Source organism: Sphingobium sp. YBL2 (assembly GCF_000943805.1).
Taxonomy (GTDB): Bacteria; Pseudomonadota; Alphaproteobacteria; order Sphingomonadales; family Sphingomonadaceae; genus Sphingobium; species Sphingobium fuliginis.
On the sequence record NZ_CP010956.1, the window covers coordinates 100,748 to 125,533 of the forward strand.

20 protein-coding genes and 1 pseudogene are annotated in these 24,786 nt (G+C 62.8%); 16 read left to right on the forward strand and 5 right to left on the reverse strand.

Annotation, left to right across the window (positions count from 1 at the left end; all coding sequences use genetic code 11):
* Positions 1-35: 35 nt before the first annotated feature.
* The 3 genes from TZ53_RS22875 (at position 36) to TZ53_RS22885 (ending at position 2,103) form a co-directional block, all read left to right on the forward strand.
* On the forward strand, positions 36-1,049 hold the full coding sequence (locus tag TZ53_RS22875) for a ParB/RepB/Spo0J family partition protein (RefSeq protein WP_172668340.1): 1,014 nt from the start codon (positions 36-38) through the stop codon (positions 1,047-1,049).
* A 119-nt stretch (positions 1,050-1,168) separates the two neighbouring features.
* On the forward strand, positions 1,169-1,519 hold the full coding sequence (locus TZ53_RS22880) for an antitoxin Xre/MbcA/ParS toxin-binding domain-containing protein (protein WP_044663257.1): 351 nt from the start codon (positions 1,169-1,171) through the stop codon (positions 1,517-1,519).
* A gap of 107 nt (positions 1,520-1,626) precedes the next feature.
* On the forward strand, positions 1,627-2,103 hold the full coding sequence (locus tag TZ53_RS22885; protein ID WP_232307274.1) for an RES family NAD+ phosphorylase: 477 nt from the start codon (positions 1,627-1,629) through the stop codon (positions 2,101-2,103).
* On the opposite strand, the gene TZ53_RS22890 is transcribed toward TZ53_RS22885, so the two are convergent.
* Positions 2,100-3,266 (reverse strand): hypothetical protein, encoded by a 1,167-nt coding sequence (locus tag TZ53_RS22890; protein WP_044663259.1) that lies wholly within the window; start codon positions 3,264-3,266, stop codon positions 2,100-2,102. The genes TZ53_RS22885 and TZ53_RS22890 overlap by 4 nt on opposite strands.
* Positions 3,267-3,412: 146 nt before the next feature.
* On the opposite strand from TZ53_RS22890, the gene TZ53_RS22895 reads away from it, so the two are divergent.
* Positions 3,413-4,651 (forward strand): site-specific integrase, encoded by a 1,239-nt coding sequence (locus TZ53_RS22895; RefSeq protein ID WP_044663260.1) that lies wholly within the window; start codon positions 3,413-3,415, stop codon positions 4,649-4,651.
* Positions 4,652-4,961: 310 nt separating this feature from the next.
* Here the strand turns inward: TZ53_RS22895 and TZ53_RS22900 are convergent, their stop codons facing one another.
* A complete protein-coding gene (locus TZ53_RS22900; RefSeq protein WP_022684351.1) occupies positions 4,962-5,168 on the reverse strand; it encodes a hypothetical protein in 207 nt (68 codons plus the stop codon).
* Between the two features lie 144 nt (positions 5,169-5,312).
* Here TZ53_RS22900 and TZ53_RS22905 point away from each other — a divergent pair, with 144 nt between their 5' ends.
* From TZ53_RS22905 to TZ53_RS22930, 6 genes are all read left to right on the forward strand, one after another.
* Positions 5,313-6,614, forward strand: coding sequence for a TolC family protein (locus tag TZ53_RS22905; RefSeq protein ID WP_022684350.1), 1,302 nt, complete (start codon positions 5,313-5,315; stop codon positions 6,612-6,614).
* 2 nt (positions 6,615-6,616) lie between these two features.
* Positions 6,617-7,768: an efflux RND transporter periplasmic adaptor subunit gene (locus TZ53_RS22910; protein WP_022684349.1), complete on the forward strand. Its 1,152-nt coding sequence runs from the start codon at positions 6,617-6,619 to the stop codon at positions 7,766-7,768.
* A 2-nt stretch (positions 7,769-7,770) separates the two neighbouring features.
* Positions 7,771-11,007, forward strand: coding sequence for an efflux RND transporter permease subunit (locus TZ53_RS22915; RefSeq protein ID WP_037504907.1), 3,237 nt, complete (start codon positions 7,771-7,773; stop codon positions 11,005-11,007).
* A gap of 103 nt (positions 11,008-11,110) precedes the next feature.
* Positions 11,111-11,608, forward strand: a complete 498-nt coding sequence (locus TZ53_RS22920) for an SRPBCC family protein (protein WP_022684347.1) — start codon at positions 11,111-11,113, stop codon at positions 11,606-11,608.
* Positions 11,605-12,213 (forward strand): cation diffusion facilitator family transporter, encoded by a 609-nt coding sequence (locus TZ53_RS22925; protein ID WP_022684346.1) that lies wholly within the window; start codon positions 11,605-11,607, stop codon positions 12,211-12,213. The genes TZ53_RS22920 and TZ53_RS22925 overlap by 4 nt, the downstream gene beginning before the upstream one ends.
* Before the next feature lie 82 nt (positions 12,214-12,295).
* Positions 12,296-14,797: a heavy metal translocating P-type ATPase gene (locus tag TZ53_RS22930; RefSeq protein ID WP_022684345.1), complete on the forward strand. Its 2,502-nt coding sequence runs from the start codon at positions 12,296-12,298 to the stop codon at positions 14,795-14,797.
* Positions 14,798-15,042: 245 nt separating this feature from the next.
* On the opposite strand, the gene TZ53_RS22935 is transcribed toward TZ53_RS22930, so the two are convergent.
* Positions 15,043-15,702: a cation transporter gene (locus TZ53_RS22935; protein WP_022684344.1), complete on the reverse strand. Its 660-nt coding sequence runs from the start codon at positions 15,700-15,702 to the stop codon at positions 15,043-15,045.
* A 75-nt stretch (positions 15,703-15,777) separates the two neighbouring features.
* On the opposite strand from TZ53_RS22935, the gene TZ53_RS22940 reads away from it, so the two are divergent.
* Genes TZ53_RS22940 through TZ53_RS22955 form a run of 4 tightly spaced genes read left to right on the forward strand, consistent with a single transcriptional unit; the run spans position 15,778 to position 18,074 of the window.
* Positions 15,778-16,182, forward strand: coding sequence for a MerR family transcriptional regulator (locus TZ53_RS22940; RefSeq protein ID WP_022684343.1), 405 nt, complete (start codon positions 15,778-15,780; stop codon positions 16,180-16,182).
* A gap of 56 nt (positions 16,183-16,238) precedes the next feature.
* Positions 16,239-16,874, forward strand: coding sequence for a cation diffusion facilitator family transporter (locus TZ53_RS22945; RefSeq protein WP_022684342.1), 636 nt, complete (start codon positions 16,239-16,241; stop codon positions 16,872-16,874).
* Complete coding sequence (locus TZ53_RS22950; protein WP_022684341.1) at positions 16,871-17,515, forward strand: class I SAM-dependent methyltransferase; 645 nt, start codon at positions 16,871-16,873, stop codon at positions 17,513-17,515. Before TZ53_RS22945 ends, TZ53_RS22950 begins: the two co-directional genes overlap by 4 nt.
* 16 nt (positions 17,516-17,531) lie before the next feature.
* On the forward strand, positions 17,532-18,074 hold the full coding sequence (locus TZ53_RS22955; protein ID WP_022684340.1) for an MAPEG family protein: 543 nt from the start codon (positions 17,532-17,534) through the stop codon (positions 18,072-18,074).
* On the opposite strand, the pseudogene TZ53_RS22960 reads toward TZ53_RS22955, so the two are convergent.
* Positions 18,060-18,782 (reverse strand): annotated as a pseudogene (locus tag TZ53_RS22960) (FTR1 family iron permease); the annotation flags it as partial. The gene TZ53_RS22955 and the pseudogene TZ53_RS22960 sit on opposite strands and share 15 nt — an antisense overlap.
* Positions 18,783-18,902: 120 nt before the next feature.
* Here TZ53_RS22960 and TZ53_RS22965 point away from each other — a divergent pair.
* Both TZ53_RS22965 and TZ53_RS22970 read left to right on the forward strand, forming a co-directional pair.
* Complete coding sequence (locus TZ53_RS22965; RefSeq protein WP_044663210.1) at positions 18,903-21,812, forward strand: Tn3 family transposase; 2,910 nt, start codon at positions 18,903-18,905, stop codon at positions 21,810-21,812.
* A 142-nt stretch (positions 21,813-21,954) separates the two neighbouring features.
* Complete coding sequence (locus tag TZ53_RS22970) at positions 21,955-22,821, forward strand: recombinase family protein (RefSeq protein ID WP_006953933.1); 867 nt, start codon at positions 21,955-21,957, stop codon at positions 22,819-22,821.
* A 6-nt stretch (positions 22,822-22,827) separates the two neighbouring features.
* On the opposite strand, the gene TZ53_RS22975 is transcribed toward TZ53_RS22970, so the two are convergent.
* On the reverse strand, positions 22,828-24,051 hold the full coding sequence (locus tag TZ53_RS22975; protein ID WP_052628274.1) for a c-type cytochrome: 1,224 nt from the start codon (positions 24,049-24,051) through the stop codon (positions 22,828-22,830).
* Between the last annotated feature and the right edge of the window lie 735 nt (positions 24,052-24,786).

Consider the following 24,786-nt stretch of genomic DNA (forward strand, 5'->3'; position numbering starts at 1 on the left):
TGCACCGGTGCAATTCCGGGTAGAAGGGGTGGATGATGAGCAAGAAAAACGCCAACTTCGCGGCTGATCTGGTCGCCGGAATCGACCCGGGGGCGCAAGCCCCGGCGGCCCGGCGCCCGGGCATCGGTGCGAGCGTCCTGGCGGGCCGGGAAAGCCGGCTTGCCGAATTGGCGACGGGCAGTGTCGTCTCACGCACCCATGAACTCGTTGATCCGGCACGCTGCCGGATGTGGGTGGGCCATAACCGCGAATATGCGCTGCTTAACGAGGAGGGGTGCGCCGATCTCATCGAGAGCATTAAGGCGCAAGGCAAACAGGAAATGCCTGCGATCGTCCGGCGGGTGAAGGACGATCCTGCTTTCGATTTCGAGGTGATTTGCGGCGCGCGCAGGCATTGGACGATCAGCTGGCTGCGCGCTCATAACTATCCGGATTTTCGCTTCCTCGTCGACATCCGTAGCTTGACGGATGAGGAGGCGTTCCGGCTTGCGGACCTCGAGAACCGGGCGCGCGATGATCTTACCGACCTGGAGCGCGCGCGCGACTATTTGCGCGCCCTCGACGCCTATTATGAGGGGCGCCAGAAGGTCATGGCCGAGCGAATCAACGTCACGGAAAGCTGGCTTAGCCGCTATCTCGACCTTGCTCGGCTCCCGGCGGAACTGATGGTGGCCTTCGCCGTCCCGCAGGATCTCAGGATTAAGCATGTCACCGCGATCAAGCCTCTCTTGAAACCGGAGGACCGGCGGCAGCGTGTATTTACTGAGGCGACGCGGCTCGCGGAGGCGCAGGCCAATCGCGGGGTGCCGATGCCGGTTCCTGACGTCATCCGCGCGCTCGCTTTGGCCGCCGATCCCCCCAAGAGGTCAGGTTCCCCCAAAAAGTCAGGAAAGCCGGAAACGATCGTGTCCGAAGGGGGAAAACCGCTGCTGAAAGTGGAGGCGGTGGATCGCAAGGGGCTCAAGCTCACCCTGCTTCCGCATGGGGGCGGCACGCGAGTTGAAGCGGAGGCCGCGTTGAAAGTGCTCCTGGATCGGCATTGGGCCTGATTTTCTTCGGCGTGCTGAAACCGTGAACTCGGCCGCGGAGGCGTTGTGATCTGCACAGGCCGATTGATTCATTGAAACGATATGGATTTGGGTGCATATAAGAGGCAAGGAGTGCACTCATGCTTGCCGCATTTTTGGACGATATTCGTGATGGCGACATGATCGCGCCGCGCCGCATGGCGGAACGCCTGCGCCTACCGATGACGCGTCTATCGCGACTTGCGCACCTCAATCGCAACACCATGACCACACACCCCGGCAGCCCGGCTGTGCAGGCCAAGCTGGGGGAAATTGCCCGGATCATCGCGCGAGCGGCTGAGCTCGCGGGCGATGAAGGCAAGGCGATCATCTGGTTCAAGCATCAGCCTCTGCCCGGATTTGGCAAGACGGCTGAGGAATTGGTCGAGGATGGCCATGCTGATGTCGTGATCGAGGATCTCGATCGTATGGCCGCCGGTGTTTATTCCTGACGCGGTTCACTCTGGTTCACAGGCTTGACCGTGGCCATGTTTCCGCACGCTGGTAGTGCGGCACAATGACCTATGCTCTTGCGCCGTTGTCGCTTCCGCTCTGGCGGATGATCGGGATCCGCCATCAGTTCAGTCCGACGTCCGGAGAAGGCGCGCGGCTCTATGGGGGCCGCTGGAACCGCAAAGGATATTCAGCGCTCTATCTGGCGGCCGATGCGGTCACAGCCGTGGCTGAATACTATCAAGGGCTGCCCAAGCCCGGGACGCTTGTCCCTTATCACCTCGACGCATCGGCGATCACGGATCTCACCAATGCTACCGCCGGCCCCTGCGATGCGCGCGTTGCCGAGGCCTTGGCTGCGAACTGGAAGGCGATGGCGTTGCTCGATGGCAAGACGCCGCCGAGTTGGGCGCTGACAGAGGAATTGATCGCGGCGGGTGCGCAAGGCGCGCTTGTGCCGTCGGTCCAGAATCCCGGTGGTCGGAACCTGGTGCTGTGGCAATGGCATGAGAAGGGTCTTCAAGGGGAAGGAGCCGCGCTGACTGTCCTTGATCCTGACGATGCCCTGAAAGCTCCCCGCTAAAGTTGGCCCGAATTGCTGGAGAGCAGCCGGTCGATCTCGGCCATCGCCGCGTCAAATTCGGCCAGCGCCGGATGGGGGAGGGGGGAGCCCTGGTCCTGCGGTATCTCTCCAGGAACATGTCGCCGCTCTTCGGCGACCAGCAGCACCTTGCCCTTGATGCTCGCGCGCCGAGCGAGGCCCGCTGCGGCTAGGGCGTCGCCGATCGCGTAGGTGCCGCGCCGGCTGACCCCGAAGGCCGAGACCATCTGATCGAGCCCGAGCGGCGCGAATGCCGCGAGGAAGATCCACACCTGCGGGGCTCGGGCGCTCGAGCGCAGGTGCCCCAGCTGCCCGCCCACAATCGCCGCGCGCCTCCGCGCCTGGTCGACCAGCGCACAAATCCGCGTAATGCTAAGATGTAGGCTGCGGACCGCCAGCAGTGCGCGTTCGCCGGGCCACAGCTGCGGCTGAAGCGCCTCAGCCGTCACGGCGCCGGGGCAGGGGATGGCGTGGACCCACGTCCCGCTCGCGCTCAACACGCGCCCCAGCGCCGCATCGACGGCCCAGAGCGGGGTACGTGGGGCTGCCTGCTCGACCGCGACCTCGCGCCCGCCGAGCGAAAAGCTCCGCACCGCGCGCTCCACCGGCGCGAACAGGGGATCGGCACGCAGCAGGGCGTTGAGACGGGCCAGACCAGCGAAGGGCAGGGCGGAATCGTCGTTCATGCTGGCCTGTTTGGTCAGGTCGGCAGCCTTTGCCAGCGCCTCGTCCCCCAGCGCGTCTTCGGCATGGGCTGGACGGTCGGCCCCGAAGCGAGCGGCCAGAGTGATGGTCTGCGCGGCGTCGGCGAGCGGTTCCCACGGATGATGGCTGAGTTCGCCCAGCAGGGCGCGGACCACGGCATAGGCGGAGCAGCAAGTGAGGGGCGTCTCCTGGGGCCCGCGGTCGAGCCCGGCGAACCATGCGTGGAAACGCAAGGTCGCGTCGGTGAACCCCGCTTGTGCCAGGGCCGCGAGCAGCACCTCGCGCAGCAGTCCTACGCAGAACAGCCGTTTTTCGATATCGGTGAGGCCGGCGAGGAGTCCGTCGAGCCGGCCGAACGCCAGCGCGCCTGCGGCCTGTGCCACGGCAAGCTCCTCGGGCGAAACATCCGCATCGGCGGCGAGGGGATGAATGCGCTCCATGTTGAGTATGTAGTGAATGCTAGAACACTGCACAACTGCTCGGATGGTTGGTAACGGAACATGCGATAATTGCAGTTATCACATATCCGGAATTGACCTCTCTTTATTAGGTGGCGTACAAGCCCGCCTGAGGAGCGTGGCACGTCATGGGCACCGATACCGCCCGAGAAGAGCGAGAATCCGTTGTAGCGGCCGCTGAGACTGCGCTGACGCCCATTGCGCCGTTAGGCGACCTTCCATGGGCGATCGTGCAGATGAGGGCTGTCGAGCCGATCGTCGTGAACGAGGCGCTGATCGCCGCCTATCAGGCCGCATCGTCGCCCCACAGCGTCCGCGCGCTGAGATCCGATATTGAGGCGTTCGATGCGTGGTGTCGCCGCACACAGCGAATTGCACTCCCGGCGACGCCTGAGATGGTCGCCGACTATCTCGATGCGCGCGCGGGGGAGGGTGCCAAACCCGCCTCGCTCGGTCGCTACAAAGCGTCGATCGCCAAGGTCCATCAACTGCTCGAACTTAAGGATCCGACCCAGGCGCCATTGGTGAAGCTGCGTCTGGCGGCGATCCGTCGGAGAACTGGCACGGCGCAAAAGCAGGCGAGGCCGCTGCGATTCAAGGGGCCAGTCAAGGATGTCGAGCGGGACCAGGCTCGCGGGCTCAACATTCGCGCGCTGCTGGAGGCCTGCGGCGACGATCTGCCGGGGCTGCGCGATCGCGCGTTGCTGTCGGCGGCTTATGACACGGGCCTGCGCGCCTCCGAACTAGTGGCGGTTGCGGTGGAGCATATCGTGGACGCTCTCGATCCGGAGGCACGGCTGCTCGAAATCCCGCGCAGCAAGGCGGATCAGGAGGGGGAGGGGGCGACCGCATTTATATCGCCTCGCTCGGTACGGGCTATTGCGGCGTGGCGCGCGGCCTCGGGGATCGCCGCGGGCCCGCTGTTTCGGCGCGTGCAGGTGCGGCGCTATAAAGCGAGGCTGGCGGATCCGGGCCGGCCGATCGCCAGCATCTCGGGGCGTGAGGCCTGGGACCTGCGCAAGACGCTGCCCAAACGCGCGATGGCGGCGCGGGTGGAGTACGATGTCGGCGAGGCCGCACTACACCCGGGATCGATCGGCCCGATCTGGCGACGGATCATCCAGCGGGCGTTCGATCGCGGGGCGCTCGGCGACTTGACCGCTGATGATCTGGTGCGGCTGCTCAAGGGGATCAGCGCCCACTCGACGCGGGTGGGACTCAACCAGGACCTGTTCGCCAGCGGCGAGGGCCTCACTGGCATCATGGACGCGTTGCGCTGGAAAAGTCCGCGCATGCCGCTCGCCTATAATCGCAACCTTGCCGCTGAGCAGGGTGCGGCCGGGCGGCTGATGGCGAAGCTAGGCTAACTGTAAGTGTCAGATCAGCGCTACTTCCATTCTGAGGTGAGTTTAGGTTTTCAGATGCGCTGAGCAATAGTTTTGATGCCTGCAGTCAGCCTATTCTGTCGGAATGTTATGCCCGTGAAACCGTTCTGATCATGCGCCAAGTCGACGGTCAGGATTTAGCCACGGTCACTTCATCGAACACACAAAATGCATGATATAACGGTACACCAAAGCCGAGCTCACGAAAGGAAGCCTTTTCTGACTTGATCATTATGCTATAGCCCGTTCGATGGGACGCTTCCTAGCCCTCATACTCATGTGCCTCGTCTCACTATCGTTGATGGTGGGCGCGATTGCGCATGCTGCCGAACCCATCGGTTGCCTCGATTCGAATGTCGCGGCAGGTCTCGGTCATGCCGATGGCGATCGGGATGAGGTCCCATCTGACGACGGCAAGGCGACGCCGCACCATCACGGCGGTTGCCATGGCCACCAGATTGGCGAGCCTGTGAAGGACGGCTTCGTACCCGTAGTACATCTGCGGACCGCGTCGCCTGTGCTTGGGAACGCGACGAATCTGGTTTCCACTCTGACAGCTCCCGCGCACCGCCCTCCGAAAGCCTGACAATTCTAACCTGCTCCCTCTGGGGGCTTCTTCGGAATTGTCAGGAGTCTTTCGATCATGCACCGATCACTCGCGGCTTTGCTAGCCGCGACCGCTTGCGCGAGCATCGCGCAAGCTCAAACCGGGCCGCTGGCTGAGGCCAGGCCGGCGCAGCAACAAAGCAGGTCGCCCGCACTGACGGGGTCGGCTTTTACTGTTGACCGTGCTCTCGAACTCGCGGGCGCCGTATCGCCAGCGCTTGAGGCAGCCTCGGCGGACATCCGCGCGGCGGAAGCCGGACGCCAAGTTGCGGGCCTACGTCCCAATCCGAGCGTCACGGTCGAGGCTGAAAATGTCGCCGGCTCCGGCCAGTATCGCGGAACACAGAGCCTTGAAGCGACGACATCGCTTACGTTGCCGATCGAACTGGGCGGCAAGCGATCGGCGCGGATCGCCGTCGCCGACGCCCGGACGAACCGGGCGACGATACAGGCGGCGATCGCGCAAGCCGATCTCCGGCTCAGTGTCGTGCGCGCCTATGCGGAGGCCGCCTCGGCGGAGCGCCGACTTGTCACAGCCGAGGATCAGGCCCGGATTGCTGATGAAGCACTAAGAGCCGCCCGTGTGCGTGTGCAAGCGGGTCGTGCTTCGCCACTTGAAGCCGAGAGAGCGAACGTGGCGAGGGTCAACGCCGACGCTGCGCTGTTGCGTGAGGAACGGGCCGTCGCAGTCGCACGGTTCACCCTGTCACGCATTATCGGCCAGCCAATTTCGGGACCACTCGATGCAGACTGGTTCTCCCGAATCCCGGCGACCTATGGCCCGTTACGGCCGATAGAGAGCGCGGGCACGCTCGTGATGGCGGCAGCCAATGCCGATTTCACCATCGCCGATGCGGGTGTGCGGCTCGCCCGCTCGCAGCGCGTGCCGGATCTGACTCTTGGGGCCGGCGCTCGCCGGTTAGAGCAGACCAACGACACAGCGGCTATCTTCAGCATGTCGATCCCGATCCCGTTGTTCAACAACGGGCGCGCGGCCTTGAACCAAGCAACTGCTGAACGGCAGCGTGCCGATGCGCAGCGGCGTCTCACAGCGCTCGATGTCGATCAGGCCATCGCGCGCGCTCAAGCCGATGCCGCCAACGCAGCCACCAGCGCGGCAGCGGCCAGCGGTCCCGCACTCGCGGCGGCCGAAGAAGCCGCCCGCATAGCCCGCATCGGCTATCGGGAGGGGAAGTTCGGCCAGCTCGATTTGCTCGATGCCGAACGGACGCTCGCCGCGACGCGGGCGGCGGCTATCGACGCGCTGCTCTCCTACCACATCGCCCAGGCGCAGCTTGAGCGGCTTACCGCCCGCGCGCCGACCACACAGGGGGAATGATAATGAAAACCCGTACCATAGCGGCGTTGCCGCTTACGTTGGCCGCATTGCTGATGGCCGGATGCTCTGGCGGCGAGAAGACGGCTGATGATGCGCAGAATGCTGCCTCGGCCGCAGAAGAAGGTCATGCCGATGAAGAAGGCGAAATCGACCTTAGCGCCGATCAGATTCGCAAGGCTGGCATTGAGACAGTGCGCGTCATCCGCAGCGGCGGCGGCGCGTTGACCCTCCCGGCAACGATCGAAGGCGACCCACAAGGGATGCAGGTCGTTTCCGCCGCCATCGGCGGTCGTGTCGTCTCGCTCACCCGCAACCTGGGCCAGTCAGTCGGACGCGGGCAGACGCTCGCTATCATCGAAAGCCGCGAGGCGGCATCACTCAACGCCGAGATCGAGGCGGCGCGCGCGAGGCTGGCGCTGGCCGAAAGCAACCTTCGTCGTGAGCAGCGCCTGTTCAACGAGTGCGTGTCGCCCGAACAGGATCTGATCGCGGCACGCACGGCAGCCACCGAAGCGCGTATCGCGCTACGTCTCGCGCAGCAGCAGGTGTCGGCGGCGGGCGGCGGCGGAGGCGCGCTCAATCGCATCGCGATCAGCGCGCCCCTCTCGGGGCAGGTCGTCGCGCGCAGCGTGACGCTGGGTCAGACAGTCGCGGCCGATGCGGAACTGTTCCGTGTCGCCAATCTTGGGCGTGTCGCGGTCACGCTGGCCCTGTCGCCGACAGACGCCGGCAAGGTGCGACCTGGTTCGCAGATCGAAATCGTCTCGGGCGATCGCCGATCGGTGGCACGGGTCGATTTCGTCTCGCCCATCTTGGACGAAACCACGCGGCTCGCCAGCGTGATCGCGGTCATCGACAACCGCGCGGGCCAATGGCGTGTGGGCGAGCCGGTCACGGCGTCGATCCAGCTTCCCGGCGGCGGCCCGGCGGCGCTGCTTGTGCCGCAAAGCGCGGTGCAGACGGTCGAAGGCCGGTCCACCGTGTTCGTGCGCACCGATCATGGCTTTAGGGCCACCCCCATCACGCTCGGAAACCCAAGCGGCGACAATGTGGTCGTGACGTCGGGGCTCAAGGGCGACGAACAGCTCGCCGGCCCCAACAGCTTCACCCTCAAGGCTGAGCTCGGGAAGGGCGAAGCGGAGCATGGGCATTGATCATGATCGATCGCATCGTCACATTTTCCGTCGAGCGTCGCTGGTTCGTCCTGCTCATGACGCTCATCGCCGCGGCCATCGGAGGCTGGGCGCTTTCTCGCCTGCCGATCGACGCTGTTCCCGACATCACCAACAATCAGGTGCAGGTAAACATCAGCGCGCCGGCCCTTTCACCCGAGCTGGTCGAGAAGCAAATCGCCTTTCCGATCGAAACCGCGCTCGCCGGTGTTCCCGGTCTTGAATATACCCGCTCGCTTAGCCGCAACGGCTTTGCCCAGGTCACGGCCGTATTCACGGATTCGACCGACATCTACTTCGCCCGCCAGCAAGTGTCCGAGCGGCTGCGCGTCGCCGAGGAAAGCCTACCCGAAGGTGCGGTTCCAACCATGGGGCCGATCGCGACAGGCCTGGGCGAAGTCTATATGTGGACGGTCCATTTCATGCATCGGAAGGAGGACAAGCACAAGCCGGGCGAGCCCGGCATGCAACCCGATGGCAGCTACATCACGCCGGAGGGCGACCGTCTCGTCAGCGAGGCCGATCAGGCGACCTATCTGCGCACCACGCAGGATTGGATCGTCGCGCCGCTGCTCAAGAACACACCGGGCCTTGCCGGCGTCGACTCGATCGGCGGCTATGTGAAGCAGTTTCAGGTCATTCCCGATGTCCAGCGGCTTGCCGCCTTGGGGCTGAACCTGACCGACCTCGCCCGCGCACTTGAAGAGAATAATGTCGGCGTCGGTGCCGGCGTGGTCGATCGTGGTGGGGAGGGCCTGGCCGTCCGCTCCGATGCGCGCATCCGCAATGTCAGCGAGCTGGCCGGGACCGTCATCGCGACCCGCGAAGGCACGCCGATCCGGCTCGACCAGGTGGCGCAAGTGCGTCTCGGCCAAGCGATCCGCTACGGCTCCGCGTCTGAGAACGGCAAGGAGGTCGTGGTCGGGACCGCCATCATGCGGATCGGCGAGAACAGCCGCACGGTCGCCTCTGCGGTCGCGGAACGGATCGGCGAAATCAACGCCTCGCTGCCGACTGATGTGGTCATACAACCGGTGCTCGATCGCACTGCGCTGGTCAATTCAACGATCAAGACGGTGGCGAAGAATCTATCCGAAGGCGCGCTGCTCGTCATCGTCGTGCTGTTCGTCCTGCTCGGCAATTTCCGGGCGGCGCTGATCGCGGCGCTAGTCATTCCGATCACTATGGCCATGACCAGCTTCGGCATGTTGCAAGGCGGTGTCTCTGCCAATCTGATGAGCCTTGGCGCGTTGGACTTCGGTCTTATTGTCGATGGCGCGGTCATCATCGTTGAAAACGCGCTGCGGCGGATCGCCGAACGACAACATCACTATGGCCGCACGCTTGCGCTCGAGGAACGGCTGTCCGTCGTTGCTCAGGCCGCGCGCGAGATGATCCGCCCTTCCGTGTTCGGGCAGGCAATCATCATCCTCGTCTATGTGCCGCTGCTCACGCTCACAGGTGTTGAGGGCAAGACCTTCACGCCGATGGCGATGACAGTCATCATCGCACTCGTCTTCGCCTTCATCCTCTCACTGACCTTCGTGCCGGCCATGCTCGCCATCTGGCTGTCGAAGCCCGTCGAGGAAAAGGAAGGCCGGATCATGACGTGGCTCAAGCGCAAATATGAGCCGGGACTTGACCGCGCGATGAAGCGGCCGACGCTCACCATGGGCGTCGGTGTCGGCGCGTTTCTTGCCGCCATCCTCACCTTCTCGTTCCTAGGCCAGGAGTTTCTGCCCCAGCTCGACGAGGGCGATTTGACCGCCCAAGTGCTCCGCGTGCCGGGGACGTCAATCGATCAGAGTCAGGCGATGCAGTCGCGGATCGAGCGCGAGATCGGCAAGCTGCCCGAAGTGCGGTTCGTTTTCTCAAAAACGGGCACGGCGGAACTCGCCGCCGACCCCATGCCCCCTAACATTTCGGACACCTTCATCATCATGAAGCCACGCGACGAATGGCCGGACTCGGGGCTCAGCAAGACTGACTTGGTGGCGAAGGTCGAGAAGACGCTTGAAAGTCTACCGGGCGGTGCGTTCGAGATCACCCAGCCCATTCAGATGCGCTTCAACGAGCTAATCGCCGGCGTGCGCGGCGACCTCGCGGTGAAGGTGTTCGGCGACGACACCGACGCCATGAATTCGACAGCCAATGCCATTGCGGCCGTGTTGCGCAAGACGGAAGGCGCCGTTGACGTTCGGGTGGAGCAGACCGAGGGCCTGCCCATGCTCGACATTCAGCCGCGCCGCGACATCATGTCGAGGCTCGGTATCACCGCGCAGACTGTGCAGGACACGATCTCGGCTGCGATCGGTGGCCGAGATGCTGGTATGATCTTCGAGGGCGATCGGCGGTTCGCCGTCACCATCCGCCTGTCGGATGTGGCACGCGCCAATCTGCAAACGCTCGGTCAGGTCCCGGTACCGCTGCCGAACGGCGGGTTCGTGCCGCTTCAAAGCGTGGCCGACATCGGCGTCACCGATGGTCCCAACCAGATCAGCCGCGAGAACGGCAAGCGGCGTGTCGTGGTGCAGGCGAACGTGCGTGGCCGTGACGTAGCTGGCGTGGTTGCCGATGCGCAGGCCGCAATTGCGAGCGAGGTGCGTCTGCCTGCCGGGCAGTATCTCGATTGGGGCGGCCAGTTCGAGAACCTGCAATCAGCGACCGAGCGGCTGATGCTGGTGGTGCCGGGCTGTTTCGTGCTGATCATGCTCTTGCTTTACGGGGCACTCGGCAGCGTGCGCGACGCCGCGATCGTGTTCACCGGCGTGCCGCTGGCGCTGGTGGGGGGCGTGCTCGCCCTGTTCCTGCGAGGCATGCCCTTCTCGATCTCGGCGGCGGTCGGGTTCATCGCGTTGTCCGGCATCGCCGTCCTGAACGGGCTCGTCATGGTAACGTCGATCCAGGAACTGATGGCCCGAGGTATGGACCGATCGGAAGCAGCCTATGAAGGCGCGATGATGCGGTTACGCCCCGTGGTCATGACGGCACTGGTCGCGTCGCTCGGCTTCGTACCCATGGCGATCGCATCGGGTGCGGGCGCGGAAGTGCAAAAGCCACTGGCGACGGTTGTCATCGGGGGCCTCATCTCGGCGACCCTGCTGACCCTGTTCCTACTGCCGACGCTTTACGCCCGGTATGGGCGCAGGGAGATGGACATTCCAGCGCCCGACAAGCGGCCCGATGCACCGACGCCTGATCTCGCCGAGGCTCCGCTGTGAGCCTCGGCGGCCGTCGCATCCCCACAATGGGGATGCACGGTGTTCAGCGGCGGGCGGCTTTGCCGTCCGCCGCACTGGACACCAGCGGAAGGTCTATCCGGGCATGAAGGAAACAACCTCTTTCGCGCTGACCATCACCCCGATCCGGGCTTGGACCCATATCGTGGACCTACCCACGTTCGCGCTGTGGCATCCAAGTTATCGCTTTCGAGGAATCGCCGCGCCGGATGCCGACGTCAGCCTTACTTTCTCCCTGCTCAAGGGAGAGCTGCCGCTGACAGCCGAAGCTAAGATCATTGCCTACGAACGGGCTCACCGGCTCGCCTGGCAGACCGGCTTTGGTGGGATATTTGCCCTTCGCGAGGAATATGCATTCGCCGGAGCCGGCGCGCAGACACAGGTGCGCCATACGATCGCTGTGGAAGGGGTGCTTAGCCCGCTTGGCTATTTGGCGCGGCGCGGCCTGCGCAAAACCATGCAGGCTCAAGATGCGGCATTAATCCGCTATCTCACCAAGGAGGTGCGCGGCAACGGCCTCAGCGTGAATCGCCATCGCCGCCTGTTTCGCAAGACGCAGCTCGCGCGAAAGACGACCCAATGACTGACTTTGCTTCCTCGATCACGGACGCGGAGCGCCGCACGCTCTGGATTGTGCTGGTCCTCAACGCGGCGATCGCGCTTGCCTTTCTAATCGCCGGCGTCAGCGGCGATTCCAGCGCGCTGCTCGCCAATGGCCTCGACAACCTGTCGGACGCCGCCGTCTATGCGCTGAGCCTGATCGCGCTCAGCCGGGGCACGAAATGGAAGACCCGCGCCGCAGGTGTGTCGGGCGTCATGCTCCTGATCTTCGCCGGCGGCATCCTGCTCGATGTGGGGCGGCGATACCTTCAGGGAAGCGAGCCGATCGGCGGCACCATGATGGCGATGTCGGCGGTCGCGGCAGTCGTGAACTATATCTGCCTCCGGCTGCTGCAACGGCTGCGCAAGCCCGACGTCAATCTGCGCGCGGCGACCACATTCAGCTTCAACGATTTCATCTCGAACGGCGGGATTCTGGTCGCCGGACTACTCGTTTGGTGGCTGGGTTCCAACTGGCCCGATCTGCTGGTTGGCTTCCTCACCGCGATTATCGCCGTGAAGGGCGGCATCGAGATCCTGCGCGACACGCGAAAGGAAGCGCGTCAGGCCAAGGAAGAAACCCGATGAGCGCCAAAGTTATCGGTGGCCGCACAAAAATGGCGGGCCTCTTCGCTTCACCACAAAATCGCGCTCCGCGAAGGAGAACATCATGATCGAAAAACTTCGGCTCGATATTCCTGTCCTCCTCCCCGACGTTACGAACGCAGCCGACGCCTGTGTCAAAAGGCTCGTCGGCTCGTTGGAAGGACGTCCCGGTGTCGAACAGGCCCATGTGGTAGCGCCCGAAGCGGACGCTCCCGCAATGCTCTGCATCCACTTTGATCCCGAAGTGGTGTCGCTCTCGCGCATCCGTGAGCTAGCGCACGCTTCGGGCGCAGAAATTGGTGATCGCTTCGGACATGCGATCTGGCAGGTCGACGGCATGACCCATCAACGCCGCGCTCGCACGCTGGGCGATCGGCTGCGCGGCCTCCCCGGCGTCCTTGAGGCAGAGGCCAATGTGTCGGGTCTGGTGCGGGTGGAGTTCGATCGGTCGGCAACATCGCAAGAGTCGATTTTGAAGGCGCTGCGCGACGCTGGCGCTCGACCGACCTACGAGAAGGCTGCCAAGCTCGTGTCGACCGCGCCAGAGCGCGATTATGCAAAGGATCATGACCATCCTCCGGGGAAAAAGCATGACCATGATCACGGTCATGGCGGTCTGCTCGGGCCGAATACTGAACTGATCTTCGCGCTCGCCTGCGGCGCGGCGCTGGGCATCGGCTTTGCACTCGAAAAGCTGGTCGCCGGCGCACCAGACTGGCTGCCGTTCGTGCTCTACGTTGCCGCCTACGCGTTTGGCGGTTTCTACACGCTGCGCGAGGCGATCGAAAGCCTTCGCCTGAAACGATTCGAGATCGACACGCTGATGCTGGTGGCCGCCGCCGGTGCGGCGGCGCTGGGGGCATGGGCGGAAGGGGCGCTGCTGCTGTTCCTGTTCAGCCTTGGCCATGCGCTCGAACATTATGCCATGGGCCGCGCCAAGCGCGCGATCGAAGCGCTGGCGGAGCTGGCGCCGCGCACCGCGATGGTGCGGCGTCCCGACGGCGCCACGAGCGAGGTTCCAGTCGAGAACCTGAAGCTTGGCGATATTGTCATCGTGAAGCCCGATGAGCGGGTCGCCGCCGACGGCTTCATCGTTAAGGGCATAACCGCGATCAACCAGGCCCCCGTCACCGGCGAGAGCATGCCGGTCGATAAACGCCCCGTACAAGACGATGCGGCCGCCCGCCAAAATCCCGATAGCGTGGACGCGGCAAGCCGCGTTTTCGTCGGCACTATCAATGGCAGCGGGCTTGTTGAAATCGAAGTCACCCGCCTGTCCAACGAAAGCACACTTGCCAAGGTGGTGAAGCTGGTCAGCGAAGCCGAAACTCAGAAATCGCCGACACAACGCTTCACTGACCGTTTCGAGCGCTTCTTCGTGCCGGCGGTGCTGGTGCTCGCCTTTGTGTTGCTGTTCGCTTGGGTAGTGGTGGACGAACCTTTCCGCGACAGCTTCTACCGCGCCATGGCGGTGCTGGTAGCGGCGAGCCCCTGCGCGCTCGCCATCGCGACACCCAGCGCCGTTCTATCGGGGGTCGCACGCGCTGCGCGTGGCGGTGTCCTCATCAAGGGGGGCGCACCGCTCGAACTGCTCGGCTCGCTGGACGCGATCGCGTTTGATAAGACCGGCACGCTCACCAAGGGCGAGCCCCGGATACAAGAGATCATCACCGCCCCAGGGGTGACCAAGGAAGACCTCATGGCGGTCGCCGTAGCTGTCGAGAGCCTGAGCGATCATCCTCTCGCGCAGGCGATCGCGCGCGACGGCCGCGAGCATATTGGCGATAAGCCGATACCGCAGGCCGACAACCTCAAGAGCCTGACAGGTCGCGGCGTTTCGGCTCTCGTCGGCCAGGAGGAAGTCCTGATCGGCAAGGCGGAGATGTTCGGCGCCGACGGCATCGCGCCGCTGTCGGCCGAAATGACGGCCGCGATCGAGAGGCTCCGCGAAGGCGGGCAAACGAGCATGGTCGTGCGCCGCGACGACAAGGACATCGGCGCGATCGGCCTGCTCGACACGCCGCGCGAAGCGGCACGGACAGCGCTCGATGAGCTGCGCGCGATCGGCATCAAGCGAATGATTATGATTTCCGGTGATCACCAGCGCGCAGCCGATGCGATCGCCAGAAAAGTCGGAATTGATGAGGCATGGGGTGATCTTATGCCTGAAGACAAGGTAGACGCGATCAAGAAACTCCGTGCCGAAACCAAGGTCGCCATGGTGGGCGACGGTGTCAACGACGCACCTGCCATGGCGACGGCGACGGTCGGTATCGCCATGGGTGCTGCCGGGTCGGACGTCGCATTGGAAACGGCTGACGTTGCCCTTATGGCGGATGATCTTTCTCATTTGCCTTTCGCTGTCGGGCTCAGCCGGCGCACACGCTGGGTCATCCGTCAAAACGTCTTTGTGAGCCTTGGCGTGGTCGCCTTCCTCGTCCCCGCGACTATCTTCGGACTTGGCATTGGTCCCGCGGTCGCGATGCACGAGGGTTCGACATTGCTCGTCGTGTTCAATGCCCTCCGGCTGCTTGCCTACCGCGACCGCGCAGACGCGATCTCGTAGGCTAGATGGAGGTTGTTGACCGGATACAGCAATTTCCTGATAGTGATGGGAGCGGCGCGACACTGTCGGCCGATCCGCGGACCGGCTTCAACAGCCAAGCAACATATGGCTGAGGGAAGATCTATCCTCAGCCGGCTACCGCCCAGGGTTCTTTCTTAGACCAAGCGCGACGCCAAGTTTATTGGCGGCGTGGTCGGGGTCGTCGCAGTGCCGCGACTGAAGGAAACTGAATGCGGCGCGTAAGATCAGATCGACTGCTCGGCGGTTGGCATCGAATTTCCGATTGATGGCTTCGAGCTTCGCAGTTCCAGGCTCGCCTGACGGATGATTTGCGCACCCCCCCATAATCCCAAGGTCGCCATGATCCCTGCGACGATGATATCGGGAAATGCCGATCCCGTACCAAAAACGCCTAGCGCCGCGAACAGTACGGCGACATTGCCGATGGCATCATTGCGCGAACAAATCCAGACCGAGCGCATGTTCGCATCTCCGCTGCGGAAGCGATACAGCATGAGGGCGACGCCGCCGTTGGCCAGAAGAGCAACGAAACCGACGATACCCATCACCTCGGCATGAGGCACGGTGCCCTGTGAGACGGCCCAAAGCGCGCTCAGCAACACGTACAATCCAAAGCCGAAGATCGTCGCGCCTTTGACCAGCGCGGCACGGGCTCGCCAGCCAAGCGCGAGCCCGGCCACGCCAAGGCTGATCGCATAGTTCGCGGCATCGCCGAGGAAGTCGAGCGCATCTGCCTGCAACGCCTTGGAGCCCCCCAATATGCCGGCGGCCAGTTCTGCTGCGAACATCAGAGCATTGACGGCGAGCGCGATCCACAGCGCGCGCCGCCAGGCGGGGCTGTTTGTGGGGCCGCCTTTGTCAGCTGCGCAGCTGGAACATGCCATCGGTCGGGCTCTCGCATTCTTAGGACGGCCCTCTATATGCACCCTATAGCAACTACAGGGTCAAGAGGATTTCTGATGCAGATTGGTGAACTGGCCCGAACTACCGCGACGAAGGTCGAGACTATCCGCTTCTATGAAAAAATCGGGCTTCTTCCGGAGCCGGGCCGTACCTCTGGAAATTACCGCGACTATGGAGCGGCGCACCTCGCACGGCTTTCCTTCATTCGAAGGGCCCGCGACCTCGGATTCACGCTGGACCAGGTGCGCGAGCTGCTCACTTTGTCCGACGATCGTAGTCGGTCGTGTAGCGCAGTCGACACGGTTGCCCGGGCCCACCTTGCGCAGATCGACCAAAAGATCGCCGATCTTCGTGCGCTACGCCGGGAGCTCGACGAATTGATCGGCCAATGCAGCCAGGGTGCGATTTCCGATTGCCGGATTATCGAAGCGCTCGGTCCTTCGGCCCAGAACGGGCATTGACCCTGTAGCGACTAGAGGGTGCAGAATTCCGCTGCGACTCGCTGCGGAGACAATCGATGAGCGACTGTGGATGTGAAACGGACACCGCCCGCGCCGGAACAGATCCCGGCTACAAGCGTGCCTTGTGGATTGTTGTAATCCTCAATCTGGGATTTGGAATCTGCGAGCTTGTGGGCGGCTTTGTCGCAGGCTCTCAAGCTCTCAAGGCGGATTCGCTGGACTTCATCGGCGACGGATCGATCACCCTGGTGGGCCTTGTCGCGCTTGGTTGGTCTGCCGTGGCCAGGAGTCGGACCGCACTTATTCAGGGCCTGTTCCTCGCCACACTTGGGCTCGGCGTGATCGCGTCGGCGCTTTGGCGCATATTCAACGCCGTGCCGCCCGAAGCCGATCTGATGGGCGGGCTTGGCATTATTGCGCTCATCGTCAACGTGTCTGCCGCGCTGATCCTCGCCCGTTTCCGCGATCAGGGCGATGCCACCTCGCGGGCAATCTGGCTGTTCTCGCGCAATGATGCACTGGCCAATGTTGCGGTCATCGCGGCGGCGGCGTTAGTGGCGTGGACCGGGCAGGCATGGCCCGATCTGCTCGTCGCGGGAGTTATCGCACTGCTCTTCTTGCACTCCGCCTATGACATCATCCGCGATGCCCGTAAGGAGATGACGGAGCATGGCAGGCGGGTCGTGCAGTGAACGCGCGTGCTTACACCCCGCCGCTTGGAAAGGGCAGAACTGCCGATTACGACCGCGCGATCCGGCTCTGGACGCGCGAGACGCTCTGGCGCCGGGCTATGCTTGAGGAATTGGCAGCCCGGCCGGGCGAAACAATTCTCGACGTCGGCTGCGGTACTGGCAGTTTCGCTGTCAAGCTCAAGGCTTCCCAGCCCGCTGTGCGCGTGATCGGTATCGATCCCGATGAAGAGGCGCTGACCATTGCGCGCGCAAAGGCGGATGTTGCGGGCCTGAACGTTGAGTGGGAGCAGGGCTTCGCCCGCGATCTCGGCGTCAGAAGCGCCGATGCGATCGTGTCGAGCCTGATGTTCCACCAAGTCCCGATGACGGAGAAGCGGGCCGGCCTGAGCGCAATGTTTGCGGCAGTGCGACCCGGCGGACGGATCGTTATTGCCGATTATGGCCGGCAAAAAGGGTTGATGCGGGTGCTGTTCCGCCTGACTATTCAGCGGCTCGACGGTGTCGCCGATACCCAGCCCAATGCGGATGGGATCCTGCCCGAATTGGTCAAAGCTGCGGGCTTTCGCAAGGTGCGCGACGTCGCACGCTTCGACACCGTCACCGGCACGATCGGCCTTATCGTGGCGAGCCGGCCTGACTGAGATCGAGGCGAGGGTGATGGATCTGGCAGGAGAACAGCGGCAAATCCGGAAACGATCGGCGCTGGCGCTCCTGCTTTGCGGGGCGGTTTCGGCCGGGAGTGTGCTGCTTCTTCCAGAGGTTGTGTCCTTTCCGGAAGCGCTTGCCGAGCGTCTCGCCTTCGCAATCCAAGCCAGCAGCATCCATTTCCTGCTCGTGCTGGTGGCGGTGCGGCTTGTTTCGAGCGGACGCTATCGTTCGGAGGCCGACATTGGCGGTGCGGCCAAAAGCACGCCCAGCCCGGCGCTAGCGATCAAGGTCGCCTTCCTGCAAAATACGCTCGAGCAGTCCTTTCTGGGGGTCGGCGCCCATTTGCTCCTTGGTTCGATCGCGCAGGGCCGATGGCTGGGACTGTTGATTGCCTCGCCTGTGCTTTTCGTCATCGGCCGCGTGAGTTTCTATCGCTGTTATTCCAGGGGCGCTGGCGCCCGCGCCTTCGGGATGGCGACGACCGCGCTGGCTACGGTCACCTGCTATTCGGTCGCTGCGGTGTTGATCGCCGCTCGGCTATTTGGCGGGTGATGCTCGCGATCCGGCCGCCGCCGAACTGCGGCCGCTGAACCAGAAGCCGGCGGCAAGCACTACGATGGCGGTGACCTGCGCGAGCACGCTCTCCCTGGTCGGAAAGAGACCCAGTATCTCGATACGTGGCACGTCCACCAGCGGCCTCACGCCGAGGATACCGGCCTCCTGCAAACCGGCGATGCCCTTGCCGGCGAGTACGACGGCAAGGATCGCGATCAGGACCGAGCTCCAGGAGAAGAACTGGGTGATCGGCAGGCGAGCGCTGTAACGCAACATCATCCACGCGACGAGGGCGAGCAGACCCGCTGCGGCGCCTGCGCCTGCGAGCATCGCTGCGCCATTCCCTTCGGCCCAGAGAGCCGCGTAGAACAGGATCGTTTCGAAGACCTCCCGGTAGACGACGACGAACGATAGCAGGAACAAGAACCAACCCGAGCGGCGGGAGAGGGCGGCGCTGACCTTCGCCTTCACATAGCGTTGCCATGCTTCGGCATTGCTCTTGCCATGCATCCAGATGCCGACGCTGAGCAGGATTATCGCAGCGAAGAGGGAACCGAAGCCCTCGGTCAGTTCCCGCGATGCGCCGCTCACGGTAATGAAGTAGGTTGCCGCGAACCAGGTCGCGACACCGGCTGCGAGGGCGACCACCCATCCGCCGTGAACATAGCCGAGGACGTCCGGTCGATCAGTTTTCTTCAGAAAGGCCTAGTCGGCCCGAAGCTGCGATTTCGGCCAAGTCGGAGAACGTTTTGGGAACGTGGCATTCGGTATTGACGATGGAAATCATGGGAGAGGACAGTTCGCTCCATCATAGGGAGTGGGTTGATGGATCGGAGTATTTCGGGCGGGGATTTGATCGGACGATGGAGCCTGAGCTTTGCCGATATTGATTTTGTAAATTCGAAGCCGGCCCTGACGCGCCTCGGCCTCGCCGCGCAGCTGAAATTCTTCGCTTCCCTGGGGTTTTTCGCGACCGATCCCGGCTCAATCCCTACCGATGGCCTCTCGTATCTGGCCGAGCAACTCGGTGTCGAGGCTGGCGAGATAGCTGGTTATGACTTTTCCAGTCGGACAGCACGACGGCATTGTGCGGAGATCCTGATCCATCTTGGATATCACCGCATGAAGCGGGTGGATCGCGAGCAATTGACGGAATGGATTGCTGGCGAGCTGTGCCCGGGCGGCCAGTCGATCAATGCCATGCTTGAGCATGTTTTCCTGTGGTGCCGGGACCGGCGTATTTATGGGCCGTCGCGCAAGGAGCTTGAACGTGTCGTTCGCTCACAACGGCAAGATTATCTGGACACCTGGCTGATCGGAGCCAGTGACCGGCTTTCGTCAGATGCGGTGGCGTTATTGGAAGCCTCGCTTGCCGATCCGGACAGCTTGACCGGATTCAACAGGATGAAGGGTGACGCCGGACAGGCAACGCTCGACAACATTCTCGACGTGACCGAGAAACTCGCCTTTATCCAGAGACTTGATCTTCCCCATGATCTCCTGACGGCTACGGGCAAGCCATGGGTCGATCAGATTGTTCGCCGCGTTGCCGGTGAAAAGGCCTCGGAGATGCGCCGGCATGCGCCGGCGCGACAGCTCGGCCTTTATGCGATTTATCTAATGTCGCGGGAGGCGCAACTCACTGACGCGATGATCGACCTGCTGATCGAAACCGTTCACAAGATCGGAACGCGCTCGAAACGCAAGGTGGTGGGCGATATCGCGAAAGACATCGAGCGGGTCTATGGAAAGGAGCGCTTGCTGGTCGAGATCGCCAGCGCCTCGATCAATGAACCATCGGGGCGCATCTGCGATGTCATTTTCCCGATCGCCGGTAAGGACAGGCTGGCGGCGATCGTCAAGGAGAGCCATGCGAAGGGCGCTCTGGACCGGCGCATCTACAAGGTGATGCGTGGTTCCTGGGCCAATCATTACCGGCGCATGCTGCCAAGCCTGCTTTCCGTACTTGGGTTCCGGTCGAACAACGCGGTGTGGCGGCCGGTCCTGGCGGCCCTCGACTGGATCAGGAGCAAGGTGGATGACGGATGCCGCTTCGTGCCATTGCAGGATGTTCCGATCGATGAGGTGATTCCAGCGCGATGGCGCAGTTCCGTCATTGATGACGATGGGCGGGTAAACCGGATCAGCTATGAGCTTTGCGTCCTGACGCAACTGCGCGACCGCATCCGCTCCAAAGAAATCTGGGTGGTCGGGGCGGATCGCTACCGCAATCCCGATGACGATCTTCCCAAGGATTTCGAGATCAGGCGAGAGGCGTATTATTCCAGCCTCAGCCTGACGCCAGATGCGCGGGCGTTTTGCGCCTCGATCCGGGAGGAGCTTGAACAGGAGCTGTTGCTCCTCAATGCCAATATTCCACAAAACGACAAGGTTCGGCTCCTGTGGCGCGGCGACAACCGGATATCGATTACACCGTTCAAGCCCTTGCCCGAACCGAAGGGCCTCGCTTCGATCAAAAGCGAGGTCGGTCAGCGCTGGCCGATGACCGGACTGCTCGACGTGCTGAAAGAGGCTGCTCTGGACACGGGATTGATGGAGGCTTTCGAAACGTCGGCCTCGCGGGTTACTCTACCGAAAGCAGCCCTGGATCAGCGCCTTTTGCTGTGCCTCTATGGCTTGGGCACGAACGCCGGGCTCAAGCGGATCGCTGGCGCCACACCCGACGTGAGTTACGAGGAATTGTTGCATGTCCATCGCCGTTTCATTCACGCGCCAGCGCTGAGAGAAGCGTGCGCGCGGGTGGCAAACGCAACACTGGCAATCCGCAATGCCACAGTATGGGGAGACGCGGGCACGGCTTGCGCGTCCGATTCAACGAAGTTCGGCGCGTGGGACCGCAACCTGATGACGGAATGGCACGCCCGCTATGGCGGCCGTGGCGTCATGATCTACTGGCATGTGGAGAAGCGCGCGACCTGCGTTTATTCCCAGCTCAAGCGGTGCTCTTCCTCGGAGGTCGCCTCCATGATCGAGGGCGTGCTACGCCATTGCACCGACATGGAAATCCAGCGTCAGTACGTCGATAGTCACGGCCAGAGCGCGGTCGGCTTTGCGTTTTGCCGACTCCTTGGATTTGAGCTTGCCCCGCGGCTAAAAGCAGTCGCACGCCAGAAACTGGCCCTTCCCCAAGCCGGCATGCGCACGCGGCTTTCCAATTTGCTGCCGATCCTCTCCAGTCCGATCGACTGGGACGAGATCGAGCAACAATATGACGAAATGGTCAAATATGCCGCTGCCATGCAATCGCGCACCGCCGATCCGGAAGCGATCCTGCGCCGGTTTGCCAGAGCCGAAGTGATGCACCCGACCTACAAGGCGCTGAGTGAACTCGGCCGCGCGATCAAAACAATCTTCCTATGCCGGTATTTGCGTCAGGAGGCATTCCGCCGCGAGATCCACGAAGGGCTGAATGTGGTTGAGAACTGGAACGGCGCTAATGGTTTCGTGTTCTTCGGCAAGGGCGGCGAGATCGCCACCAACCGCATCCATGAGCAGGAAATCTCCGTTCTGGCGCTACACCTCCTGCAAGCGTCGCTGGTGTATGTGAACACCCGCATGCTTCAGACCGTACTGGTTGAGCCGAAGTGGGCGGGGCGGATGACGCCGGAAGATTATCGTGGTCTCACGCCGTTGATCTACAGTCATGTGAACCCTTATGGCCGCTTCGACCTCGACCTGAACGACCGGATTGATTTTGGACGGCTTGCGGCGTGAGGCGGCTGATCGGCATATAACATTTGGGTACACCCCAGAGTGATAGGGCCGAGTGACACCATTCGTCTGTCACAAAAGGGTGGGTTTGCGCTCAATGTGACGATACACTGCAAGAGCCACCCTAATGTGACGGATTTTGCACTTGGCTCGTATCGGATATGCCCGCGTCAGCACCACGGACCAGGATCTGGATATCCAGATTGGCCGCCTCAAGAATGCAGGTTGCGAAATTATCCGTTCCGAGACCGGATCGGGGGCCTCGCGGAGCGGGCGCACGGAACTGGAAACGATCATGCAGTTTATGCACACCGGCGACGAGCTGGTCGTGCTGCGGCTCGACCGGCTCGGCCGCTCCACGCGCGATGTCCTGAACCTGGTGCATGAGCTTGATGAAAAGGGAGCTTCGCTGCGCATCCTTGAGCCAGAGGTGACGACGGCGGGCGACATGGGGCGAATGGTCATCACCATACTCGGCATGGTCGCCGATATGGAGCTGAAGTTCATCAAGGATCGTCAGCGCGCCGGGATCGAAGCGGCGCGCGCCGAAGGCGTTTACAAAGGCCGGAAGAAGAACGTCGATGACGATGAAATCCGCCGTCGCCTTGCCGCCGGCGCCAGCAAGGCCCGCGTTGCCCGCGACCTGAAGGTCTCACGAATGACCGTCTATCGGGCGCTCGACATTATTCCGTCACAGACCAAACTGCCGGAAAAGCCGCCCACTGCCAGCATCGCCCTGCATCTGATTATCGAGAACTTCAACAAGCGTGGAAGAGGTAGAAAACCCGCTCGGGAGCGGATTGAGGCGATGCTGGAACGCGACTACGCCATGGTAAAAAACGGCAATTGTGATTACAAACTGACCGTCGCCTATGACCCCGATCCGGATGGCATTTCCCTTGATGAGGAAATCCAAAGCCTCCTCTCCGAGATGTTCAACATCGCAGAGAGCTACAATTGCTCCATGGAAGCCGATATCTACGAGGTCGGTGGTCAGCAACGGTCCTGGTAGAATCAATCAAGCGTTCAGTGTTCGTTCTTCAACCTGGCCAAAATCGCAGCTTCGGGCCGACTGGGCCAGAAAGGCGATCATCGCAACGACGATCAGAAGCGCTTCGAGCCCCTCGCGCAACAATACGCCGAACGCCCCCAGGAAGCTGGATGCTCCACTTGCTCGTTCCGGCGCCAGTACGGCCTCGGCCTCCGCAAAAAGATTGGCGAGGGAACGGTTCGCCGCTTCCACCTCGGCCGTAGGGCGCCCTTGCCCGATGGCCGCGCGAAGCTGCGCCATCCCTGTCTCGATCCGCGCCATGAGCGCAGCGTCGCGTGCGGACAGCACCGGCTCAACCGGCTCGAAGCCGTCGAGATAGGCCGAAAGAGCCAATTCGGCCGCGGCTTTGCGATCGCCGGCCCGATAGGCGGTCAAGCTTTCGGCGAGGCGTTCGCGCGTAAGCGCAAGCGAGCCGTCGGGACGAGCGGTGACGGCATCCGGATGTCGGCGCAGAAAGGCCGTGAGCATCGCAGCGTTTTTGGGGCCGAGGTCGCGGGCCAAGGCGGCCGGTGTCGTCCCGACCAGAGCCGCAAGATTGGGATATTTTGAACGTATGTCGGCGCGCTCCCGCCAAAGACGCTCGCCTTCGCTGGCGGCAGCGTCAGGATAGGCGAAATGGCCGGCATAGAATGCCAGGGCCCAGCGGTCTGCTTCCGGTAGCGCCTCGAAGCTCTGCATGGCGGTGCCGTCCAGACCCTGGCTGATGACTTGGTAGAGACCGAAGAGGCTGCGCTGGTCGGCACGTTCCTTGTCGGTGAAGGCGATGGGTGGCGGATCGAGCTTGGCCGCATCCCGCCCGCGCCCGTCGCCGTTCACGCCATGACAGCTCGCGCAATTTTCGGCGTACAGCTTAGCGGCCCGGTTTAGATCGGGGGGAGTGCCCGGTGCTAGCGGCACCGGATAGGCCGCCAGGAGTGCCGAGGCGAGAAGATGCGATTGCTCGGCGACGACCGCGGGTGCTGATTTCGCGGCGATCGCGCTTCGCAGCGTGGCCGATCGGCGGAGAAGGTCTGCCTTCGCCGGCTTTGCTGGCAGGGCCTTGAGCCGTGTCTCGACCTGTGCCGCGAACTCGGTCATTTCCCCATATTCGGCCGAGCTTATCACTTTCCCGTCAGCGACAGCCCCGGCGTAATCCACCCCGATATAATCGAGCAGCCGCCAGCTGGTCTGAACGTCCGCATCGCTCGCCAATGCTCGTCCTGGGAGCGAGACCATCACCAGGGCCAGTGCGAATGCAAAAAGATGCGCTGCCCGGCGCCAGTTGAGGGCAAGAGCGGCGAAAATGGCGGCAGGCGATCGAGGATACATTTGCGAGTCTCTGATAAGAATTGTTCGCAACTTGCACCCTGTAGTAGCTAGAGGGTCAAGTGGTATCAACGGGCGCGGCAGCGCGTCCAACACCCCGGCATGCTTGGTCGTTCATGAGCGTGATCCGACGGCGCGCGCAATGAAGCTCGAGGTTCCATGACGGGGCATCCGGCAAGGGCAAAAAAGCTGGAACTGGTAAGGGGTAGCTGCGTCGCGCATGATCGTGGCTCGGCATGATGTGCGCTTACGTCGTTGGCTGAGCTGCGGCCCAATTATGGTCTTGGGAAACTTGACTCAATTCGGCATCAGGCAGAGAATGCGGACATGAGACAAGCGCACAAATTTGCGCTGATCTTAGGCGTCCTTCTCGGCCTGTTTGGACAGATAGCCACAGTTGCCGCAAGTCCCGCTGTGGCAACCGCCATAAGCGAGAACGCGGCAGCAACGATGCCCATGGACTGTGTCGGGATGACGCAGGACGATGGCGAGAAACCACTCCTCTGCCAGGGGATGACGCTCGCTTGCCTGGCAGGTATGGGGTGTCTCCCCTTATATGCGCTCGAGAGCCGGGGACCCCTCGCGGCTGAAATAGTGAGCGCGGATGTGCTTGTTGTCTTT